The organism is Kitasatospora sp. NPDC058046 (genome assembly GCF_042885595.1).
Lineage (GTDB): Bacteria > Actinomycetota > Actinomycetes > Streptomycetales > Streptomycetaceae > Kitasatospora.
The window spans coordinates 38,471-58,783 of the sequence record NZ_JBHVRS010000014.1; the positions used below are offsets into that span (position 1 = coordinate 38,471).

15 protein-coding genes, 1 tRNA gene and 1 riboswitch are annotated in these 20,313 nt (G+C 73.7%); of the genes, 13 read left to right on the forward strand and 3 right to left on the reverse strand.

Translation table 11 applies throughout. The features are described 5' to 3' along the window. Positions 1-241 precede the first annotated feature (241 nt). Together ACFVU7_RS26045 and ACFVU7_RS26050 are read left to right on the forward strand one after the other, a co-directional pair. Positions 242-1,714 (forward strand): NAD-dependent malic enzyme, encoded by a 1,473-nt coding sequence (locus ACFVU7_RS26045; RefSeq protein WP_049653443.1) that lies wholly within the window; start codon positions 242-244, stop codon positions 1,712-1,714. A gap of 508 nt (positions 1,715-2,222) precedes the next feature. Continuing rightward, positions 2,223-2,507 carry an HU family DNA-binding protein gene (locus ACFVU7_RS26050; RefSeq protein ID WP_030242980.1) on the forward strand — a complete coding sequence of 95 codons (285 nt, stop codon included), beginning with the start codon at positions 2,223-2,225 and terminating at the stop codon, positions 2,505-2,507. Between the two features lie 75 nt (positions 2,508-2,582). On the opposite strand, the gene murA is transcribed toward ACFVU7_RS26050, so the two are convergent. Then, positions 2,583-3,923, reverse strand: coding sequence for a UDP-N-acetylglucosamine 1-carboxyvinyltransferase (gene murA, locus ACFVU7_RS26055; RefSeq protein WP_049653446.1), 1,341 nt, complete (start codon positions 3,921-3,923; stop codon positions 2,583-2,585). Between the two features lie 300 nt (positions 3,924-4,223). Here murA and ACFVU7_RS26060 point away from each other — a divergent pair, with 300 nt between their 5' ends. The 6 genes from ACFVU7_RS26060 (at position 4,224) to ACFVU7_RS26085 (ending at position 11,752) form a co-directional block, all read left to right on the forward strand. After that, entirely contained in the window at positions 4,224-4,808 is a 585-nt protein-coding gene (locus ACFVU7_RS26060) for a YqgE/AlgH family protein (RefSeq protein ID WP_049653449.1), read from the forward strand. A 63-nt stretch (positions 4,809-4,871) separates the two neighbouring features. Then, a complete protein-coding gene (locus ACFVU7_RS26065; protein ID WP_049653451.1) occupies positions 4,872-5,150 on the forward strand; it encodes a DUF3039 domain-containing protein in 279 nt (92 codons plus the stop codon). 91 nt (positions 5,151-5,241) lie between these two features. Continuing rightward, positions 5,242-6,852, forward strand: a complete 1,611-nt coding sequence (locus ACFVU7_RS26070) for a beta-N-acetylhexosaminidase (RefSeq protein ID WP_074005025.1) — start codon at positions 5,242-5,244, stop codon at positions 6,850-6,852. A 357-nt stretch (positions 6,853-7,209) separates the two neighbouring features. Continuing rightward, positions 7,210-8,076 carry a xanthine dehydrogenase family protein subunit M gene (locus ACFVU7_RS26075; protein WP_049659370.1) on the forward strand — a complete coding sequence of 289 codons (867 nt, stop codon included), beginning with the start codon at positions 7,210-7,212 and terminating at the stop codon, positions 8,074-8,076. Next, complete coding sequence (locus ACFVU7_RS26080; protein WP_388047394.1) at positions 8,073-9,428, forward strand: 2Fe-2S iron-sulfur cluster-binding protein; 1,356 nt, start codon at positions 8,073-8,075, stop codon at positions 9,426-9,428. The genes ACFVU7_RS26075 and ACFVU7_RS26080 overlap by 4 nt, the downstream gene beginning before the upstream one ends. Then, positions 9,425-11,752 (forward strand): xanthine dehydrogenase family protein molybdopterin-binding subunit, encoded by a 2,328-nt coding sequence (locus ACFVU7_RS26085; protein ID WP_079272634.1) that lies wholly within the window; start codon positions 9,425-9,427, stop codon positions 11,750-11,752. The genes ACFVU7_RS26080 and ACFVU7_RS26085 overlap by 4 nt, the downstream gene beginning before the upstream one ends. 96 nt (positions 11,753-11,848) lie before the next feature. Here ACFVU7_RS26085 and ACFVU7_RS26090 read toward each other — a convergent pair. Further along, positions 11,849-11,920: transfer RNA gene (locus ACFVU7_RS26090), tRNA-Cys, on the reverse strand. An 84-nt stretch (positions 11,921-12,004) separates the two neighbouring features. Further along, positions 12,005-12,070, forward strand: a riboswitch (guanidine-III (ykkC-III) riboswitch). Positions 12,071-12,114: 44 nt separating this feature from the next. On the opposite strand from ACFVU7_RS26090, the gene ACFVU7_RS26095 reads away from it, so the two are divergent. Both ACFVU7_RS26095 and ACFVU7_RS26100 read left to right on the forward strand, forming a co-directional pair. Next, positions 12,115-12,429, forward strand: a complete 315-nt coding sequence (locus ACFVU7_RS26095) for a multidrug efflux SMR transporter (RefSeq protein WP_049656934.1) — start codon at positions 12,115-12,117, stop codon at positions 12,427-12,429. 94 nt (positions 12,430-12,523) lie between these two features. Next, entirely contained in the window at positions 12,524-13,963 is a 1,440-nt protein-coding gene (locus tag ACFVU7_RS26100; protein ID WP_049656932.1) for an MFS transporter, read from the forward strand. A gap of 3 nt (positions 13,964-13,966) precedes the next feature. Here ACFVU7_RS26100 and ACFVU7_RS26105 read toward each other — a convergent pair whose 3' ends face one another. After that, entirely contained in the window at positions 13,967-15,256 is a 1,290-nt protein-coding gene (locus tag ACFVU7_RS26105; RefSeq protein ID WP_199823158.1) for a hypothetical protein, read from the reverse strand. A 405-nt stretch (positions 15,257-15,661) separates the two neighbouring features. On the opposite strand from ACFVU7_RS26105, the gene ACFVU7_RS26110 reads away from it, so the two are divergent. From ACFVU7_RS26110 to ACFVU7_RS26120, 3 genes are read left to right on the forward strand one after another with little or no spacing between them, the layout of a single operon-like run. Further along, entirely contained in the window at positions 15,662-16,303 is a 642-nt protein-coding gene (locus tag ACFVU7_RS26110; RefSeq protein ID WP_049656930.1) for a class F sortase, read from the forward strand. After that, complete coding sequence (locus ACFVU7_RS26115) at positions 16,300-17,625, forward strand: alpha/beta hydrolase (protein WP_387827325.1); 1,326 nt, start codon at positions 16,300-16,302, stop codon at positions 17,623-17,625. Before ACFVU7_RS26110 ends, ACFVU7_RS26115 begins: the two co-directional genes overlap by 4 nt. Further along, positions 17,592-20,204, forward strand: a complete 2,613-nt coding sequence (locus tag ACFVU7_RS26120) for a rhomboid family intramembrane serine protease (protein ID WP_147409113.1) — start codon at positions 17,592-17,594, stop codon at positions 20,202-20,204. The genes ACFVU7_RS26115 and ACFVU7_RS26120 overlap by 34 nt, the downstream gene beginning before the upstream one ends. Positions 20,205-20,313: the final 109 nt, after the last annotated feature.

The following is a 20,313-nucleotide window of genomic DNA, read 5'->3' on the forward strand; positions in this document are numbered from 1 at the left end:
GTTGGGCCCGGGGGCTTGGATCGAGCCGGTGTCCCGTCCAATGTAACGCATCGGCCGGGAGAGGCAAGGAGCGAGCGGCGGGAGCCGGACGGCCATCGGGTGGGATTGTCGGGTCCGCACACTCAATGAACGTTATTTCTGGCTACCCCTTGGAAGGTGCGACGATCGACGTCTAGCATGCGCAGGCGATGCCTTCAACAAAATGTTGAGCCTGCGGGACAGACGGAAGAAGGAAGCGTCGATGGCGACGGTGCCCAGTGTCTCCAACTCGATCACGGTACGGCTGGAGGTCCCGGCCCGGGGCAACGCCGTCAGCGCGATCACCACGGCCGTGGAGTCCTCCGGCGGATCGGTGACCGGTCTCGACGTCACCGCCTCCGGGCTGGAGGCGCTGCGGATCGACGTCACGGTGGCGGCGGCCTCGGTCGCGCACGGCGAGGAGATCGTCGAGAAGCTGCGCACGATCGACGGCGTGTCGATCGGCAAGGTCTCGGACCGCACCTTCCTGATGCACCTCGGCGGCAAGATCGAGATGTCCTCCAAGCTGCCGATCCGCAACCGTGACGACCTCAGCATGATCTACACCCCGGGTGTCGCCCGGGTCTGCATGGCGATCGCGGAGAACCCCGAGGACGCCCGCCGCCTGACCATCAAGCGCAACAGCGTCGCCGTGGTCACCGACGGCTCCGCGGTGCTGGGCCTGGGCAACATCGGCCCGGAGGCCGCGCTGCCCGTCATGGAGGGCAAGGCGGCCCTGTTCAAGCGCTTCGCCGGGATCGACGCCTGGCCGATCTGCCTGGACACCCAGGACACCGACGAGATCGTCGCCATCGTCAAGGCGATCGCCCCGGGCTTCGCCGGGATCAACCTGGAGGACATCTCCGCGCCGCGCTGCTTCGAGATCGAGGCCCGGCTGCGCGAGGCCCTGGACATCCCGGTCTTCCACGACGACCAGCACGGCACCGCGATCGTGGTGCTGGCCGCCCTCACCAACGCGCTGAAGGTGGTCGGCAAGCGGATCGGCGACATCCGCGTGGTGATGTCGGGCGCCGGCGCCGCCGGCACCGCGATCCTCAAGCTGCTGATGGCGGCCGGCGTCGAGCACGCCACCGTGGCGGACGTGCACGGCGTGGTCCACCTGGGCCGCGGGGACCTCAACGAGAACCTGCGCTGGATCGCCGAGCACACCAACCGCTCGGGCCGCACCGGCAGCCTCAAGGAGGCCGTGGCGGGCGCCGACGTCTTCATCGGCGTCTCGGCCCCGAACGTCCTGGACGGCGACGACCTGGCCACCATGGCCGAGGACTCGATCGTCTTCGCGCTGGCCAACCCGGACCCGGAGGTCGACCCGGCCATCGCCCGGCAGACCGCCGCCGTGGTCGCCACCGGCCGCAGCGACTTCCCGAACCAGATCAACAACGTGTTGGTCTTCCCGGGTGTCTTCCGCGGCCTGCTGGACGCCCAGAGCCGCACCGTCAACACCGAGATGATGATCGCCGCCGCCCGTGCGCTGGCCACCACCGTGGCCGACGACGAGCTGAACGCGAACTACATCATCCCGAGCGTGTTCCACAAGGACGTGGCCAAGACCGTCGCCTCCGCGGTGCGCGAGGCGGCCCTGGCGGGGGCCCAGGAGGACCGCGCGCCGGCCCGTCCGACCCCCGGCATCGTGGGCACCCTCGACACCGCCGCGTTCCCCACCGTCAAGCTCTGACGGACGGCTCGGGCGACGTGTCGCAGATCGCTCAAATGTGCGAATAGCGGTCATACCCGCCCAGCTCGCCCCGAACCCTTGCGACACAAGGGCGAGGGGCGTGTTTGGGCTTGTCAGTCGTAGGGCGTACCGTAGCCCTGCACGGGGCAGGCGTGTCCGACAAGTACGGAACGTCCCCCTGGTCTTCCGGCGTGTCGTCCCGACCGCCGCCCGGGTCCGGTCCGCCGGAGCCGACGGAGCGTCACACCTCCGACGGGCGGGCGATGTTCGGGTGGCTCGGCCGGGGCCCGATTGGCTTTCTCGGGGCCGGTCGGGGCAGGATTCGTACCCAGGCGGGCGGGCGGGCCTTCGACGGCTCCGGCGCGCGGCATCGGGTACGGACCCGGCCTGCGACCACGCATTGCCTGCATGAGCACAGTGTGCGGACCTGCGGCCTATCCGGGTGCCCCCCGGTGGGAGCACCGATGGGCCCCCGCGCACCGCAAGCGAACAGACCACAGGAGTACACATGAACCGCAGTGAGCTGGTGGCCGCGCTGTCCGAGCGCGCCGAGGTGACCCGCAAGGACGCCGACGCCGTTCTGGCCGCCTTCGCCGAGATCGTCGGCGAGGTCGTCGCCAAGGGCGACGAGAAGGTCACCATTCCCGGTTTCCTGACCTTCGAGCGCACCCACCGCGCTGCCCGCACCGCCCGCAACCCGCAGACCGGCGAGCCGATCCAGATCGCCGCGGGTTACAGCGCCAAGGTGAGCGCCGGCTCCAAGCTGAAGGAAGCCGCCAAGGGCGCTGCCTGAGCCACCCCTTGAACGCCCGAGAGGCCGGGCTCCCCACTGGGGAGCCCGGCCTCTCGCCGTTGTGTGCTCGGACCGTCAGGCGTCGACCAGCTGCTCGCTGGGCAGCTCGACGTGGGCGCCCAGGTCGCGCAGCTTGTCCATGAAGTTCTCGTAGCCGCGGTTGATCAGGTCGATGCCGTGCACGGTCGAGGTGCCCTCGGCCGCCAGCGCCGCGATCAGGTACGAGAAGCCGCCGCGCAGGTCCGGGATGACCAGCTCGGAGCCGATCAGCTTGGACGGGCCGGAGACGACCGCGGAGTGCAGGAAGTTGCGGGCCCCGAAGCGGCACGGGGTGCCGCCCAGGCACTCGCGGTAGAGCTGGATGTGCGCGCCCATCTGGTTCAGCGCGCCGGTGAAGCCGAGCCGCGACTCGTACACCGTCTCGTGGACGATGGACAGGCCGGTGGCCTGGGTCAGCGCGACCACCAGCGGCTGCTGCCAGTCGGTCTGGAAGCCCGGGTGCACGTCGGTCTCCAGGGCGATCGCCTTGAGCTCGCCGCCGGGGTGCCAGAAGCGGATGCCCTCGTCGTCCACCTCGAAGGCGCCGCCGACCTTCCGGAAGGTGTTCAGGAAGGTCATCATCTCCAGCTGGCGGGCGCCGCGGACGTAGATGTCGCCCTTGGTCGCCAGCGCCGCGCAGGCCCAGGAGGCGGCCTCCAGGCGGTCCGGCAGCGCGCGGTGGTTGTAGCCGTTCAGCTCGTCCACACCGGTGATCAGGATCGTCCGGTCGGTGCCCAGGGTGATGATCGCGCCCATCTTCTGCAGCACGCAGATCAGGTCGACGATCTCCGGCTCGATGGCCGCGTTGCGCAGCTCGGTGACGCCCTCGGCGAGCACCGCCGTGAGCAGCACCTGCTCGGTCGCGCCGACCGAGGGGTAGGGCAGCTCGATCTTGGTGCCGCGCAGCCGCTGCGGGGCCACCAGGTAGGTGCCCTGCGGGTGCTTCTCGATGCTGGCGCCGAACTGGCGCAGCACCTCGAAGTGGAAGTCGACCGGGCGGCCGCCGATGTCGCAGCCGCCCAGGCCGGGGATGAAGGCGTGGCCGAGGCGGTGCAGCAGCGGGCCGCAGAACAGGATCGGGATCCGCGAGGAGCCGGCGTGCGCGTCGATGTCCGCGACATTGGCGCTCTCGACGTGCGAGGGGTCGAGGATCAGCTCGCCGTCCTCGTCACCGGTGCGCACGGTCACGCCGTGCAGCTGCAGCAGGCCGCGGACCACCTTGACGTCGCGGATGTCCGGGACGTTGCGCAGTCTGCTGGGGCCCTGCCCGAGGAGGGCGGCGACCATGGCCTTGGGCACCAGGTTCTTCGCTCCGCGGACGCGGATCTCGCCTTCGAGCGGGTTTCCGCCGTGGACCAGCAGGACGTCGTCGGTCATCGTTCTCGCAATCCGGGGTGCCAGAGGAGTCGGGGGGAGGGCTCCGGGAGAGAGCCGGTGGTGGACCGGTCGTACGGGCGCGTTCGGGCCCCCGGCGAAACCGAGTCGGCACCGTATAAAGGCGTCCACCAGACGTAGATGGTAGTAGGCGTGCCGTTGGTTCCCGTGAGCCTCTCCCGTGATGGTGCTCTCTCCGGGCCCGGGCCCGCCCCCCGGTACGGCCGTACGGGTGTTCGTGGGCGTGGCCGTTTCCGGGCGTTGCGGTGTCCGAGCGGTGCGGTTCTGCGGGATCATGTGGGCATGACGGCGGCCCATTCGCACGGAGGCCGGTCCCACACCGGCCGTCTGCTCGTCGCGACGCCCCTGCTCACCGACCCGAACTTCGCGCGGGCGGTGGTGCTGCTCCTCGACCACGACGTCGAGGGGGCGCTCGGCGTGGTCCTGAACCGGCCGACGCCGGTCGAGGTGGGCAGTGTGCTGGACGGCTGGAACAGACTCGTCGGACAGCCGGCCGTGGTCTTCCAGGGCGGCCCGGTGGCGCTGGACTCGGCGCTCGGCCTCGCGGTGGCGCCGGGGGAGCCGGGCACCGGCGAGCCGCTCGGCTGGCGCCGGGTGCACGGCGCGATCGGCCTGGTGGACCTGGAGGCGCCGCCCGAGGTGCTGGCCGGCGAACTGGGCAGCCTGCGGATCTTCGCCGGGTACGCCGGGTGGTCGCCCGGGCAGCTGGAGGCGGAGCTGGAGAGCGGCGCCTGGTACCTGGTGGACTGCGAGCCGGGGGACGTCTCCAGCCCCGAGCCGGAGCGGCTGTGGCGCTCGGTGCTGCGCCGCCAGCGCGGCCCGCTCGCCCTGCTGGCGACCTACCCGGACGACCCGACGATGAACTGAGCCGACCGGCCCGGAGCCGCGACACTGGCCGGGTTTCCGGAGGCGCCCATAGACTTGGCACCCATGAGCACTCTTGAGCCCGAGCGCGGCCTCGGCACCGGCACCCTGGTCGAGCCCGTCCCGCAGGTGTCCCACGGGGACGGCGACCACGAGCGCTTCGCGCACTACGTCCAGAAGGACAAGATCATGGAGAGCGCGCTCTCGGGGTCCCCCGTGGTGGCGCTCTGCGGCAAGGTGTGGGTGCCCGGCCGCGACCCGAAGAAGTACCCGGTCTGCCCGATGTGCAAGGAGATCTACGACGGCATCGGCAAGCCGCAGGGCGGCGACGGCGACAAGAAGTAGTCCGCGGCGCCCCGCACAACGCCGTTTTGCATAGCACCAGGGTTCCCCTGGTGGTCTATGCCAATCGTCGGGGCGTGGGCAGGATGTCGGAATGGACCTCATTCCCGCACCTTCGAGTGCCGCCCGCCGCCCGGACGAGGACTATCCGCTCGACGCCGCCACCACGCTGACCGCACCCCCCGCGCTGGCCGACGCCGAGCGCTGGCTGCGGGCCACGCTGTCCGCCGCCACCGGGCTGCCGCTCGGCCCGGGCCGGCCGGGTGCGGGCATCGAGCTGGTCCAGGACGGGACGCTCGCCGCCGAGGCGTACCGGATCACGGTGCGCCCCGGCCACGCCCTGCTCGCCGCGGGCGGCCCGGCCGGCGCGCTGTGGGGCGCGCAGACCCTGCGGCAGCTGCTCGGGCCGGACGCCTACCGCCGCTCGCCGCTGCGCCACGAGGGCTGGGTGCTGCCCGGCGCCGACATCGAGGACGCCCCCCGGTTCGGCTGGCGCGGCGCGCTGCTCGACGTCGCCCGGCACTTCCTGCCCAAGGCGGACGTGCTGCGCTTCGTCGACCTGCTGGCCGCGCACAAGCTCAACGTGCTGCACCTGCACCTGACCGACGACCAGGGGTGGCGGGTCGAGATCAAGCGCTACCCGAGGCTGACCGCGCGCGGTTCCTGGCGGGACCGCTCGATGGTCGGGTACCGGGCCGGACAGCGCCGCGACGACCGCCCGCACGGCGGCTTCTACACCCAGGACGACCTGCGCGAGATCGTCGCCTACGCGGCCGCCCGCGGGATCACCGTCGTCCCGGAGATCGACCTGCCCGGCCACACCCAGGCCGCCGTCGCCGCCTACCCCGAACTGGGCAACACCGACGTGGTGGACACCGCCGCGCTCGGGGTGTGGACCGACTGGGGGGTGAGCCACAACGTGCTCAACGCCTCCGAGGAGACCCTGCGCTTCTTCGAGGGCGTGCTGGAGGAGGTCCTGGAGCTCTTCCCGTCCGAGTTCGTCCACCTCGGCGGCGACGAGTGCCCCAAGGAGCAGTGGAAGGACAGCGCCGCCGCGCAGGCGAGGATCCGCGAGCTGGGCCTGGCCAACGAGGACGAACTGCAGAGCCACCTGATCCGGCACTTCGACCGCTGGCTGGCCGAGCGCGGCCGCCGGCTGATCGGCTGGGACGAGATCCTGGAGGGCGGGCTCGCGCCCGGCGCCGCGGTCTCCTCCTGGCGCGGCTTCGGCGGCGGGATCGCCGCCGCGAAGGCCGGGCACGACGTGGTGATGTGCCCCGAGCAGCACGTCTACTTCGACCACCGGCAGGCGGACGGGCCGGACGAGCCGATCCCGGTCGGCTTCGTGCGCACGCTGGAGGACGTCTACCGGTTCGAGCCCGTCCCGAAGCAGCTGGACGAGGCCGCCGCCCGGCACGTGATCGGTACCCAGGCCAACCTGTGGAGCGAGTTCATGGACAGCGCCCGGGACATCGACTACCGGGCCTTCCCCCGGCTGGTCGCCTTCGCCGAGGTCGCCTGGTCCGCGCTGCCCGCCGAGCCGGCCGAGCGGGACTTCGCCGGTTTCGAGCGGCGGCTGACGACCCACCTGAAGGCGCTGGACGCGCTCGGCGTCGAGTACCGCCCGGCCGACGGGCCGCACCCGTGGCAGCGCTGGCCCGCCCCGGCCGGCCGGCCGATCGAGGGCCCGCCGCCGGTCCGTTAGGGCGTGTCCCGGGGGCCCTTTCCGGGGCCGCCGGGACCCCCGTGACACGCCCCGGTCGTGCTGACCGGGAACTTCTGAGCGGTCATCGGACGTCAAGAACTGATGAACATCTGCCCTGGCCCGGAGCGGGTCGGGGCAGATACCGCCCGGTATCGGTCCCAATCGGGCAGCCCCGTTCACCGGCCCCGAAATGATCATCGAGCATTGTGTGCCAGAGTTGCCCAACCCGGCCCGATCGCCCGTACCCTACGGGCCAGGCCGGGCTGCTGACGCAGGACGGCACGGCCGCAGGCCGGCGGGCGGCAGGCGATCGATGAGCAAGTGGAGCACGGTGGGACCCAGGTGAACCGGACGATCATGCTGCCGGCCTCCCTCGACGAGGCCGTCGACGCGCTGGCCGCCGCTCCGGCCGCGGTACCGGTGGCCGGAGCCACCGACCTGATGGAGGCCGTCAACGCCGGCCGCTTGCGCCCCGCCGCCCTGGTCGGCCTCGGCCGGATCACCGAACTGCGGGGCTGGCGCTACGAGGACGGCGGCACCGCCGTCCTCGGCGCCGGACTCACCCACGCCCGGATGGACCGCCCCGACTTCGCCGCGCTCATCCCCGCGCTCGCCGACGCCGCCCGCACCGCCGGCCCGCCGCAGGTCCGCAACGTCGGCACCCTCGGCGGGAACATCGTCACCGCCGCCCCGGCCGGCGACACCCTCCCGGTGCTCACCGCGCTGGAGGCCGGCGTCACCCTGACCCGGGCCGGGGGCACCCGCGAGGTGCCGGTCAGTCACCTGCTCACCGGACTCGACCCGGTGCGCCCCGGCGAACTGCTCACCTGGGTGCGCGTCCCGCTGCTGCACGCCCCGCAGGTCTTCCTCAAGGCCACCGGCCGCAGCGGCCCGGCCCGCGCCACCGCCTCCGTCGCCCTCGTCCTCGACCCGGCCAGGCGCTCGGTGCGCTGCGCCGTCGGGGCCGTCGCGCCGGTGCCGCTGCGCCCGCTGGAGGCCGAGGCCTGGGTCGCCGGCTGCATCGACTGGGACGGCAGCCGGGAGATCGACCCGGCCGCGACCGCCGCCTTCGGCGAGTACGTGGCCGCCGCCTGCGTCCCCGACGACTACGGCGCCGAGGGCGCCTGGGAGGCCGTGACCGAGGGGCCGACAGCGGCCGCCGTTCGGCTGCGGCGTACCGTATCGGTGCTGGCCCGACGGGCGCTGGGAAGGGTGCTGAAGTGACCACAGACCCCATCGAGACCCTCGACGCCGACCCGCTCGGCCTCTCCCCGCAGGTCAGCCGCGAGCTGCGCCCGTGCGCCTCGTACACGCTGCGGGTCAACGGTTTCGAACGGCCCGTCACCGACGCCTGGATCGGCGAGAGCCTGCTCTACGTGCTGCGCGAGCGGCTCGGCCTGGCCGGCGCCAAGGACGGCTGCGAGCAGGGCGAGTGCGGGGCCTGCTCGGTGCAGGTGGACGGCCAGCTGGTGGCCGGCTGCCTGGTGCCCGCCGCGCTGGCCGCCGACAGCGAGATCAACACCGTCGAGGGCCTGTCGGCCGCCGGCGGCGCGAGCGCCGTCCAGCAGGCGCTGGCCGCCTCCGGCGCCGTCCAGTGCGGCTACTGCACCCCCGGCATGGCGATGGCGGTGCACGACCTGCTCCAACGCAACCACCGGCCCACCGAGGTGGAGGCCCGTCAGGCCCTGTGCGGCAACCTCTGCCGCTGCACCGGCTACCGGGGCGTGCTGGCCGCCGTCCAGACCGTCGCGGACGCCCGCGCGCTGGAGGCCGAGCAGGCGGAGGAGGCCGCCGAGGCCGCCGCCGCGCAGGCCGCCGCCGGGCCCGTCGCCGAGGCACCGGCCGAGCCGGTCGCCGAGCCCGTCGCCGAGCCGCCCGCCGCACGGCCGGCGGAGGCGCCGGTCGAGCCCGGGCAGGCCGTCGAGCCGCCGGTCTACGCCGACGCCGGGGACTGGATCGAGCACGTCCCGCAGCAGGCCGTCGAGCAGCAGCCCGTCCCGCAGCAGCCCGTCCCGCAGCAGCCCGTCGAGCAGCACGCCGTCCCGCAGCACGCCGTCGGGCAGCTGGGCGTCGGGCCGGCTCCGGCCGGAGTGCCGTACGGCGACCCCCAGGGCGGCTACGACACCGGCGTGTACGACACCACCGTGCTGGCCCCGATCCGGGACGCCATCCCCGCCCAGGCCGCCGACGAGCAGGTGTACTACCCGCCGCAGGGCTACCCCGAGCAGCCCTACCAGGCCACCCCCGCGCACGGCACCTACCTGCCCTACCCGGACGGCCACCAGCAGCAGAACGGCTACGACACCGGGTACGACGCCCCGGTCTACGAGCCCACCCCCGCGCACGGCACCCCGCTGCCCGGCACCGGCTACGACGGCACGCCGCCGCACGGCACCCCCGCGCACGGCACCCCGCTGCCCGGCACCGTCTACGACGGCACGCCGCCGCACGGCACCCCGTACCCCGCTCCGCACCCGCACGGTGCCCCGGCCGAGGGCGGCGCCCCGGCCGGTGTCCCGTACGGGGCCACCCCCGCCCACGGCATCCGGCTCCCCGAGGACGACCACGCATCATGACGTCGCCTACCGACATCGGCGCAGCACTCCAGCAGGACGGCGGCGAGGGCGGCGCACCGGAGCCGATCGGCCTGGGCAGCTCCCCGCTGCGCGGCGACGCGCTGCCGAAGGCGCTCGGCATCTACCCGTACGCGGCCGACCTGTGGGCCGAGGGCCTGCTGTGGGGCGCCGTGCTGCGCTCGCCGCACCCGCACGCCCGGATCCGCGGCATCGACACCTCGGCCGCGCTGGCGCTGCCCGGGGTGCACGCCGTGGTCACCGCCGCCGACCTGCCGCCCGGCCCGGACGGCACCCCCGACGGCGCCCCGGCCGGGCCGATCGTCTCCGACCGGCCGGTGCTGGCCGCCGGCGTGGTGCGCCACCACGGCGAGCCGATCGCCGCGGTGGCCGCCGACCACCCGGACACCGCCCGGCTGGCGGTCGGCCTGATCGCGGTCGACTACGAGCCGCTGGAGGCCGTCACCGACCCGGAGCAGTCCTTCACCGCGCCGCCGCTGCACCCCGACGGCAACCTGTTCCGCCACCTGCCGCTGCGCACCGGGGACCCGGACGCGGTCGGCGAGATCATCGTCGAGGGCCTCTACCAGGTCGGCCGGCAGGACCCGGCCCCGCTCGGCGCCGAGGCCGGGCTGGCCGTGCCGCGCCCGGACGGTGGCGTCGAACTGCACCTGTCCTCCACCGACCCGCACGGCGACCGCGACCGCACCGCCGCCTGCCTCGGCCTGGAGCCGGACCGGGTCCGGCTGGTGGCCACCGGCGTGCCCGGCGCCACCACCGACCGCGAGGACCTCTCGTTCCAGGTCACCCTGGCCCTGCTGGCGCTGCGCACCGGCCGCCCGGTGAAGATGACGCTCACCCGCGAGGAGTCCTTCCACACCCACACCTCGCGCCACCCCGCGCTGCTGCGCTACCGCCACCACGCCGACGCCGAGGGCACGCTGGTGAAGGTCGAGGCGCAGATCCTGCTGGACGGCGGCGCCTACGCGGACGTCTCCGCCGAGGCGCTGGCCGCCGCGACGGCCTTCTCGGCCGGTCCGTACGTCTGCCCGAACGTCTTCGTGGACGCCTGGGCGGTGCGCACCAACAACCCGCCGGCCGGCCGGATGCGCGGCGAGGGCGCCCTGCAGGCCTGCTTCGCTTACGAGTCCCAGCTGGACCAGCTGGCCGCCCGGATCGGCGTGGACCCGGTGGAGATCCGCCGCCGCAACGCGATGTCCACCGGCGACCCGCTGCCCACCGGACAGGCCGTCACCTGCCCGGCGCCGGTGCGCGCCCTGCTGGACGCGGTCGCGGCCGAGCCGCTGCCGGCCCTGCCGGTGGACGACCCGGACGCCGAGTGGCTGCTGCCCGGCGGGCCCGGCGGCGCGGGCGACCCGGCGGCGGTGCGGCGCGGCATCGGCTACGCCGTCGGCATGGTGCACATGCTGGGCGCCGAGGGCGAGGACGAGGTCTCGACCGCGACGGTGCGGGTCAGCGGCGACCACGCGACGGTGATCTGCGCGGCGGTCGACGCCGGGCAGGGCTTCGCCACGCTGGCCCGGCAGATCGTGCAGACCGTGCTGGGCGTCAGCGAGGTCTACATCGCGCCGGCCGACAGCGACCAGTCGATCGCCGGGCCGTCCGCCCGCGGCCGGCACACCTGGGTCTCCGGCGGCGCCGTCGAGCGGGCCGCGCTGATGGTCCGCCACCAGCTGCTGCAGCCGATCGCGGCGAACTTCGGGATGTCGGCGGAGCTGCTCCAGATCGCCGACGGCAAGATCACCTCGTACGACGGGGTGCTCGGCATGCCGGTCGCCGAGGCGCTGGAGGGCAAGGAGCTGTGGGCGACCGCGCAGTGCCGCCCGCACCCCACCGAGCCGCTGGACGAGTCCGGGCAGGGCGACGCCTTCGTCTCCATCTCGTTCTGCGCGATGCGCGCGGTGGTGGACGTGGACATCGAGCTGGGCGCCGTCCGGGTGGTCGAGATGACCGTCGCCCAGGACGTCGGCCGGGCGCTGAACCCGCGCCAGATCGAGGACCGGATCGAGGCGGGGGTGGCCCAGGGCGTCGGCCTGGCGCTGCTGGAGGACCTGCGGACGGAGGGCGGGGTGCTGCAGAACCCCTCGCTCACCGGCTACCGGCTGCCCACCGCGCTGGACACCCCGGAGGTGCGGATCGCCGCGCTGCTGGAGGAGCGCGACGTGGTGGCCCCGTTCGGCGCCAAGGCGGTCGGCGCCGTCCCCGCGGTGGTCGCCCCGGCGGCCGTCGCCGCGGCCGTGCGCGCCGCCACCGGCCTGCCGGTCGGCCGGCTGCCGATCCGGGCGGAGGACGCCGTCACCGCCTGACCGGACGGTTCGGAAAGGCGACAAAAAGCGGTGCAAACAGCGGAAAGGAATTGCCGGCCGACTTTTCCGGGTCGACCGGCAATTCCTTTCTCCACGAGGCCATGGCGGGGATCGAACCCGCGTGTACCGCTTTGCAGACGGTTCCCTAAGCCACTCGGGCACACGGCCAGTGAATTCATAGTGGCCGATCCGGGGAGAGCGGTCAACGCTCCTTTGTAAATTCTGTATGGCAGTGTGTGCTACCGTCGGAGACCGGTGGCGGCATTTCCGCCACCCCGGACGAGCGCGTCGTACCCGGTGACGACAAGACGGCGCAGTTCAGCGGCAATCCGGCCGCTGTGGACTGCGGAGGCACCACCGTCATGGCCTGGCTCGTTCTGATCCTCTCGGGTTTCCTCGAAACCGTCTGGGCGGTCGCCCTGGAATCGTCCAAGGGCTTCACCCGCCTCGTTCCCAGCCTCGTCTTCGGCGTCGCCCTGCTGTTCAGCATGGGCGGGCTGGCGTACGCGATGCGCACCATTCCGATCGGTACCGGCTACGCGGTCTGGGTCGGCATCGGCGCGGTCGGCACCGCGGTCTACGGCATGGCCGTCCTGGGGGACGCGGTGACCATGGCCCGGATCGGCTGCCTGCTGCTGATCGTCTCCGGCGTGGTGGGCCTCAAGGTGCTGCACTGAGCCCCGGCGGGCCCGCGGCGTAGGTCCCGGGGCGGAGTCGATCACCGACCGGGGTCAGGGGTCATCGGGGCGGACGGCTCTTACGATGTTACGTATGACCACTGCTTCCCCCACCTCGGTCGACCCTGTTCCGATACCCCTCGACGACGACCCCGGTGGCGGGGTGCTCGGCGGCCGCTACCGCGCGCTGACCCTGGGGATCGTCTCGGTGGTCCTGGTGATCGCCTTCGAGGCGACGGCCGTCAACACCGCGATGCCGACCGCGGCCCGCCAGCTGAACGGGCTCGGGCTGTACGCCTTCGCCTTCTCCGGCTACTTCACCACCACCCTGTTCGCCCTGGTCGTCTCCGGCCAGTGGTGCGACCGGAGCGGCCCGCTGAGGCCGCTGTTCAGCGGCATCGCGGTGTTCGGCGTGGGGCTGGTGGTGGCCGGGACGGCGCCCGGGATGTGGGTGTTCGTGGCCGGCCGGGCGATCCAGGGCCTGGGCGGCGGGCTGGTGATCGTCGCGCTGTACGTGGTCGTCGGCCGGGCCTACCCGGAGCGGCTGCGGCCCGCGGTGTTCGCGGCCTTCTCCTCCGCCTGGGTGCTGCCCTCGATCATCGGCCCGCTGGTCTCCGGGGCCGTCACCCAGCACCTGGGCTGGCGCTGGGTGTTCCTGGCCGTGCCGGCGCTGATCCTGCTGCCGCTGGCCGTGATGGGCCCGGCGCTGGCCCGTTCGGAGCGGGAGCGCCCGGTGGTCCGGGGCGCGGCCTTCGACCGCCGTCGCACCCTGCTGGCCGCGATGGCGGCGGTCGGCGCCGGCCTGCTGCAGTACGCGGGCCAGCGGCGCGACCTGATCGGGCTGCTCCCGGGGATCGCCGGGGCGGCGCTGCTGGTGCCGGCCGTCCTGGGGCTGCTGCCGACCGGGACCCTGCGGGCCGGGCGGGGGCTGCCGGCGGTGATCCTGCTGCGCGGGATGGCGGCCGGGGCGTTCCTCGGCGCCGAGGCCTTCGTCCCGCTGATGATGACCACCCAGCGGGACCTCTCGCCGACGCTGGCCGGCCTGACCCTGACCAGCGGCGGCCTCACCTGGGCGGTCGGCTCCTGGCTCCAGGGCCGGCCCGGGGCGGAGCGCTACCGCGAGGCGATGATCCGGGGCGGCCTGCTGCTGACCGCGGTGGCGATCGGGGGCGCCGCGCTGGTGCTGTTCCCGGCGGTGCCGGCCTGGGTCGCGTCCGTGGCCTGGGGCGTCGGCGGCATCGGGATGGGGATGGCGATCGCGAGCGTCAGCGTGCTGATGATGAAGCTCTCCACGCCGGAGGACGCCGGGGCCAACTCGGCCGCCCTGCAGATGAGCGACGCGCTGGGCAACGTGCTGCTGACCGGGATGGCCGGGGTGCTGTTCGCGGCGCTGGGCGGCGGCTCGCTCGCCGCCGCCCACGAGGGCGGCGGGGCGGCCGGCTCGCCCGGCGCCTTCGCGGTGATCCTGCTGTCGATGGCCGGGGTGGCGCTGCTCGGCGCGCTGCTGGCCGGCCGGGTGCGGGCGAAGGCCTGACGGTCAGGACCCGGCGGGGGCTCCGGCCCCCACCGGGGCGCCGAGGAAGGCCTCCCAGCCGCCGGCCGGCGCCTGGCCCGGGGCGAGGGTCTGGAGCTTGCGCAGCACCGCCGGGTCCTGGGCGTCCAGCCAGTCGACCAGCTGCCGGAAGGAGACCAGCCGGACCTCCGGCTTGCCCGCGATGGTCCGGAGGACGTCCTCGACGGCGTTCATGTAGATGCCGCCGTTCCACTCCTCGAAGTGGTTGCCGATGACGTACGGCGCCCGGTTGCCGTTGTAGGTGCGGTCGAAGCCCATCAGGTAGGCGTCGCGGGCCTGGGTCTGGAAGCCGGGGTGGAGCGCCGGGTCGGCCTTGGTGTTGGGGCCGCACTGGTTGTACATGATGTTGTAGTCCATCGAGAGCACCTGGAAGGTGTGCCCGGGGAACGGGATGGACTGCAGCGGGAGGTCCCACAGGGCGCCGCCCTGGATCTTCTGCGGCCACACCTGGGTGCCGTTGCCGCTGCTGTCGTAGCGCCAGCCGCGCTTGACCGCGGTGGGCAGCAGGTTGCGCTGGCCCTCCAGACAGGGGGTGCGGCTGCCGATCAGCTCCTTGCGGTAGTCGAAGGGCAGCGCCGGCAGGTCGGTGAAGCCGGTGTTGGTGCGCCAGTTCGTCACGAAGTCCATCGCCTGCTGGATCTCGCTGTCCCACTCCTCGGGGGACCACTTGCCGACGCCGGTGGAGCCGCAGAAGTGGCCGTTGAAGTGGGTCCCGATCTCGTGGCCCTCCAGCCAGGCCGCGTGCACGTTCTCCAGGGTGTCGCGGATGTGCTGGTCGCTCAGGTAGCCGATGTCGGAGGCGCCGGCCCTGTGCTGCGGCGGGCGGTAGAGGTCCTTCTTGGACTCCGGCAGCAGGTAGAGGCCGCTGAGGAAGAAGGTCATCTTCGCGTCGTGCTCCTGCGCCAGCCGGCGGAAGCGGGCGAACAGGCCGTTGTCGAGCTCGCCGGCGCCGTCCCAGGAGAAGACCACGAACTGCGGCGGGCGCTGGCCGGGCTGCAGCCGGTCGGGGACCGGCTGGTGCGGCTGGGCGCCGGTGTCCGACGTGGAGCCGTCGCCGATCAGGACGGCCTGCGGCTTGGGGGCCGGGGCCGGGGCGGGGGTGTCGCCCCGCTCGTCGGCCGCGCCGGTGGCCGGGACGACGGCTCCGGGCACCCGCACTCCGCCGGTGGCGTGGTCGCTGCCGCAGCCGGCCGCCAGGGTGGCGGCGGTGGCGGCGCCCGCCGCCAGCAGGGTGCGGCGTGAGAGGGCTTCCATGGTCACTCCGTTCGTGGGGCGGTGGGGCGGCGTGCGGGAGTGCGGAGTCCGGTCGGACAAGTGGGTGATACAACCCGTGGCCGGGTCAGCATGGCACGGGGGCGGGGCCGGTCGGAGAGGCGCAGCGCGTCGTCCGGAGCGATCGCCCGAACGCCGCAACCGATCGGGTCCGTAGAACCGTCGGTAGCTCGTGTCGGGAGTGTTCCTGCGGCGATCGTATGCGGGGGGCGGCCGTCGCGCTCCGCGACCGGGTGCCCACGGGGCGCACGAAAGAGGGCGTCAGCCCTGCCGATCGGCGGGTGCCGGTACGACCGTCGTATGGACGTGCCTTACAGTCCGTTCCGGTTGAATTGTTTCCCAGGAAACTCCCAGGAAGCGGGGTTCCGTCGGCAGAGGGGAGCGCCCGTGGGCGTCCAGCAGAGCAGGGGGCCCTGGCCGGGCACCCTGGCGGCGGGTGCCGCGCTGGTGCTCGGTGCCTGGCTCGTGCACGACGGAGGCCCGTCGCTGCCGCCCGCACCGGGGGCCGGCCAGGCCCAGGCCGGGATCACGCCGGTCTCGGTCGTCCCTCCGCTGGGCCCGTCCGCGCCGACCCGGATCCGCATCCCGGCGGTGCGCCTGGACGCCCCGGTCACCGCGCTCGGACTGGACGCGGACGGCCACCTGCAGACCCCGCCCGAGGCGGACCGCAACCTGGCGGGCTGGTACCGGGGCGGGGCCAGCCCCGGCCAGCGCGGTACCGCGATCCTGGCGGGACACGTCGACAACAAGACCGGCCCCGCGGTCTTCTATCATCTGGGCGCGCTCCGTCGGGGGGACCGGATCGAGATCGCCCGGGCGGACGGCGCCACCGCCGTCTACCAGCTCTACGCCATCGAAGTGCACGACCGAAAGGACTTCCCGGACGATCGGGTCTACCGTCAGGCCACTGACGCGCAGCTGCGGGTGATCACCTGCGGCGGCTCGTACAGCGAGGAGCACGGCTACGACGGCAACGTCGTCGCCTACGGCTTCCTGGCCGACACCACCCCGCCGGGCAAAGCCGCATGAGCACGCTGACCCTTGCCTCCCGCTGGAACCCGATCGACTGGCCGCTCACCGAGGGCCTGATCCCGCACGCCGTGCTGGCGGCCGGCTGGGCGGCGCTGATCGCGCTCGCCGTCGGCCGCGGCCGGAGCTGGTGGCGGGTCCGCCTGCCCGCCGCCCTGATCACCGCCGCGGCGCTCAGCTGGCTGCTGGACGTCGTGGTCGACGGCTGGTGGCACCCCTTCCCGGAGGGCACGCCCAAGTACGTCACCTGGTGGATAGCCATCGCCCTGACCGGGCTCTGCCTGGCCGGCTACCGGATGCGCCGGCTCACCTGGCGGCGGCGGGGGCTCGCGCTGGGCCTGTGCGGCCTGGTGGTGCTGATGGCCTCCTCCGAGGTGAACATCGGCTTCGGCCAGTTCCCGAGCGGGCGCGTGATGCTCGCGCCGTGGCTGACCAAGACCGACGGGCTGGTCGCCGACAAGGCGGGCCAGACCGTGGCCGCCCCGCCGGGCAAGACGCTGGAGGAGGTCTGGCAGCCCCCGGCGGACCTGCCCGAGAAGGGCACCGTGTCGGTGGTGCCGATCCCCGGCACCAAGTCGGGCTTCAAGGCCCGCGACGCGTACGTCTACCTCCCGCCCGCCTACCAGGCCACCCCGCGGCCGCTGCTCCCGGTGATCGTGATGATCACCGGTCAGCCCGGCGTCCCGGGGGACTGGGTGCTCTCCGCGCAGATCAACGAGGCGCTGGACGCCTACGCCGCGGACCACGGCGGCCTCGCGCCGATCGTGGTGATGCCCGACCAGCTCGGCTCCACCTGGGCCAACACGCTCTGCCTCGACTCCAAGATCGCCAAGACCCAGACCTACCTGGCGGTGGACGTCCCCGAGTGGGTGCACCAGCACCTCCAGACGGCGGCCGGCCGGAAGTCCTGGGCGATCGGGGGCGCCTCGATGGGTGGAACCTGCGCCCTCCAGCTCGGCGTCAACGCCTCCGACGTGTACGGCACCGTCCTCGACATGTCCGGGCAGGAGGAACCGACCCTGGGCAGTCGGGAACAGACCGTCAAGGCCGCCTTCGGTGGTGACGAGAAGAAGTTCGACGCGGTCGATCCGCTCCAGGTGATGGCCCGCAAGAAGTTCCCGGACACCAACGTCGCGTTGGTCGTCGGCGAGACCGACGAGGAGTTCAGACCGCAGATGGAGAAGGTCTACCAGGCCGCGCAGGCGGCCGGAATGAAGTCCAAGTTCGAACTGATGCCGGGCGGCCACGGCTGGGTCGTCTTCCGGCCCGGCATCGCCCAGCAGCTCCCGTGGCTCGCCCAGCAGACCGGGCTGACCCGGTGACCGGGGCGGGGACGGCGCTGGCCACCGTCGGCGAGCAGCGCGGGCCGGGGCCGGACGCGGAGCGCTCGGCCGAGCGCGGCACCGACCGGGCCGACCGGGCGCCGGTCACCCGGACGCCGGAGCCGCGCCCGCAGAAGGTCCGGCGGGCGGCCGGGGTGCTCGGGGCCAGGCTGCGCTCGGCGCCGCTGACGCTGGCCCTGCTGGCCGGGCTCTGGCTGCTCGGCGCGGCCACCCGCAGCCTGGGCCACGGCCCGTCGGACCGGCTGCTGGAGCGGGCCGGCATCGGCCTGTCCACGCTGGCCGAGGGCCACTGGTGGACGCCGGTCACCTCGATGTTCTGGTGCTCGGGCCGCGGCTCGTACGTGTTCACCAGCCTGCTGCTGCTCCTGGTCGGCCCGGCCGCCGAGCACCGGCTCGGGCGGCTGCGCACCCTCGCGGTGCTGGTCGGCGGGCAGGTCGTCGGCACCCTGCTGGGCACCGGGCTGGTCGCGTTCGGCTCCTCGGCGGGGGAGCAGTGGACCGCCTCGGTGGCCGACCAGATCTCGGTCGGCCCCGGCGTCGGCGTGTTCGCGCTGGCCGGGGTCCTCGGGTACCGGCTCACCGTGCTCTGGCGCCGCCGGCTGCACCTGCTGGTGCTGCTCGTCCCGCTGGTGATGACGCTGTACGTGGGCCACCTGCAGAGCGTCCAGCGGTGCGCCGCCGCGCTGGCCGGGCTCGGCCTGGGCGCGCTGGTCAGCCGGGGCCGCCCGCACCTGCGCACGCACCGCTCCTCGCACTCGGAGACCCGGGTGCTGGTGGCGCTCTGCCTGGTCGCGGCCGCCTTCGGGCCGCTGCTCGCCTCGCTGTACGACAACGCCAGCGGGCCGTTCAACACCTTCTCCGAGCTGTACTTCTCGCACCGGCTCAGCCCGGACGAGGTGGCCGACTTCTGCGCGCAGTCGGCGCACGACTGCGCCCGGGCGCACGCCGTCGTCCGGATCTTCGACACCCCGGGCCGGATGATGGCCGCGCTGATCCCGGCGCTGCTGCTGGTGCTCGCCGAGGGGCTGCGCCGGGGGCTGCGGTTCGCCTGGCTGGTCACCGTGGCCACCGAGCTGCTCTGGGCGGCGCTGCTGTGCTGGCTCTACCTGGACGCCGGGCCGGTCAGCCGGGACGTGGTGCAGTACTTCGTCGAGGCGCTGCTGCTGCCGCTGCTGACCACCGCGCTGCTGGTGGCCACCCGCAAGCGGTTCCTGCTGCGGCTGTCCGGCCGCTCGGTGCGCCGGCTGGCCCTGGTGCTCGGCGGCGCGGCGCTCGCCTCCGCGGCCACCTACGTGGGGGTCGGGCGGCTGGTGGCCGGGGAGTTCGAGCCGGGGGCGTCCGCCCGCCGGCTGGTGGCCGGGCTGCCGGCCCAGTTCCTGCCGCCCGCGTACAACGACCTGCTGCCGGACTACCCGATCGCGGTCGGGCCGGTGGCGCGCTTCCTGGAGACGTACTGCGGGCTGGCGTTCTGGGCGGTCGCGCTGGCCGTGCTGCTGTCGGTCTTCCGCCGGCCGGTGCTGCACACCGACGCGGCGGCGGCCGCCCGCGCGCGGGCGCTGCTGGCCGAGCACGGCGGCGGGACGCTCTCGTTCATCGCCACCTGGGACGGCAACCACTACTGGTTCGACGAGGGCGGCCGGGCGGCCGTCGCCTACCGGGTGGTGGGCACCGTCGCGCTGACCACCGGCGACCCGTTCGGCGCGCCGGAGGACCGGGCCCGGGCGGTGGCCGGCTTCGCCCGGTACTGCGACGCGCGCGGCTGGACGCCGTGCTTCTACAGCGTCTGCGGCGAGACCAGGGCCGCCACCGCGCAGCTCGGCTGGCGCTCGGTGCAGGTCGCCGAGGACACCGTGGTGCCGCTGCCCGAGCTGGCCTTCACCGGCCGCAAGTGGCAGGACATCCGCACCGCCCTCAACAAGGCCGGCAAGCAGGGCATCTCCGCGGAGTGGTGGGCGTACCACGAGGCGCCGCTCGCGCTGCGGGAGCAGATCCGGGCGATCTCCGAGGAGTGGGTCTCCGAGAAGGGCCTGCCGGAGATGGGCTTCACGCTCGGCGGGCTGGAGGAGCTGGACGACCCGGACGTGCGGGTGCTGATCGCGGTGGACGAGCAGCGGGTGGTGCACGGGCTGACCAGCTGGATGCCGGTGTACGAGAACGGCGTGCCGGTCGGCTGGACGCTGGACTTCATGCGCCGGCGCTCGGACGGCTTCCGCGGCGTCAGCGAGTTCCTGATCGCCTCGGCGGCGCTCGGCTTCAAGGAGGAGGGCGCGCGCTTCCTGTCGCTGTCGGGCGCGCCGCTGGCCCGGACCGGGCAGGACGAGGAGCCCACCGGCCTGCAGCGGATGCTGGACTGGATGGGCAAGGTGCTGGAGCCGGTGTACGGCTTCCGCTCGCTGCTGGCGTTCAAGGCGAAGTTCCAGCCGGAGTACCGGCCGATGTACATGGCGTACCCCGACCCGGCCGCGCTGCCCGGCATCACCAGGGCGATCGGCAAGGCGTACCTGCCGCACCTGACGGCGGCCCAGGGCGTCCGGCTGATGCGCAAGCTCTCGGGCTGACCCGCCCCTGGGGGCGCGACCGTACGGGCTTCCCGGGCCCCGGACCCGGGTCGCCGCGCGACGGACGCGGACGGACGGTTCACCACGCGGGCGGGCGCGTCACGGCCCG

Excerpts from the sequence above, each read along its gene's own strand:
- ACFVU7_RS26045 (WP_049653443.1), top strand. The coding sequence starts at position 242 with ATGGCGACGGTGCCCAGTGTCTCCAACTCGATCACGGTACGGCTGGAG.
- ACFVU7_RS26050 (WP_030242980.1), top strand. The coding sequence starts at position 2,223 with ATGAACCGCAGTGAGCTGGTGGCCGCGCTGTCCGAGCGCGCCGAGGTG.
- murA (WP_049653446.1), bottom strand. The coding sequence starts at position 3,923 with ATGACCGACGACGTCCTGCTGGTCCACGGCGGAAACCCGCTCGAAGGC.
- ACFVU7_RS26060 (WP_049653449.1), top strand. The coding sequence starts at position 4,224 with ATGACGGCGGCCCATTCGCACGGAGGCCGGTCCCACACCGGCCGTCTG.
- ACFVU7_RS26065 (WP_049653451.1), top strand. The coding sequence starts at position 4,872 with ATGAGCACTCTTGAGCCCGAGCGCGGCCTCGGCACCGGCACCCTGGTC.
- ACFVU7_RS26070 (WP_074005025.1), top strand. The coding sequence starts at position 5,242 with ATGGACCTCATTCCCGCACCTTCGAGTGCCGCCCGCCGCCCGGACGAG.
- ACFVU7_RS26075 (WP_049659370.1), top strand. The coding sequence starts at position 7,210 with ATGCTGCCGGCCTCCCTCGACGAGGCCGTCGACGCGCTGGCCGCCGCT.
- ACFVU7_RS26085 (WP_079272634.1), top strand. The coding sequence starts at position 9,425 with ATGACGTCGCCTACCGACATCGGCGCAGCACTCCAGCAGGACGGCGGC.
- ACFVU7_RS26095 (WP_049656934.1), top strand. The coding sequence starts at position 12,115 with ATGGCCTGGCTCGTTCTGATCCTCTCGGGTTTCCTCGAAACCGTCTGG.
- ACFVU7_RS26100 (WP_049656932.1), top strand. The coding sequence starts at position 12,524 with ATGACCACTGCTTCCCCCACCTCGGTCGACCCTGTTCCGATACCCCTC.
- ACFVU7_RS26105 (WP_199823158.1), bottom strand. The coding sequence starts at position 15,256 with ATGGAAGCCCTCTCACGCCGCACCCTGCTGGCGGCGGGCGCCGCCACC.
- ACFVU7_RS26115 (WP_387827325.1), top strand. The coding sequence starts at position 16,300 with ATGAGCACGCTGACCCTTGCCTCCCGCTGGAACCCGATCGACTGGCCG.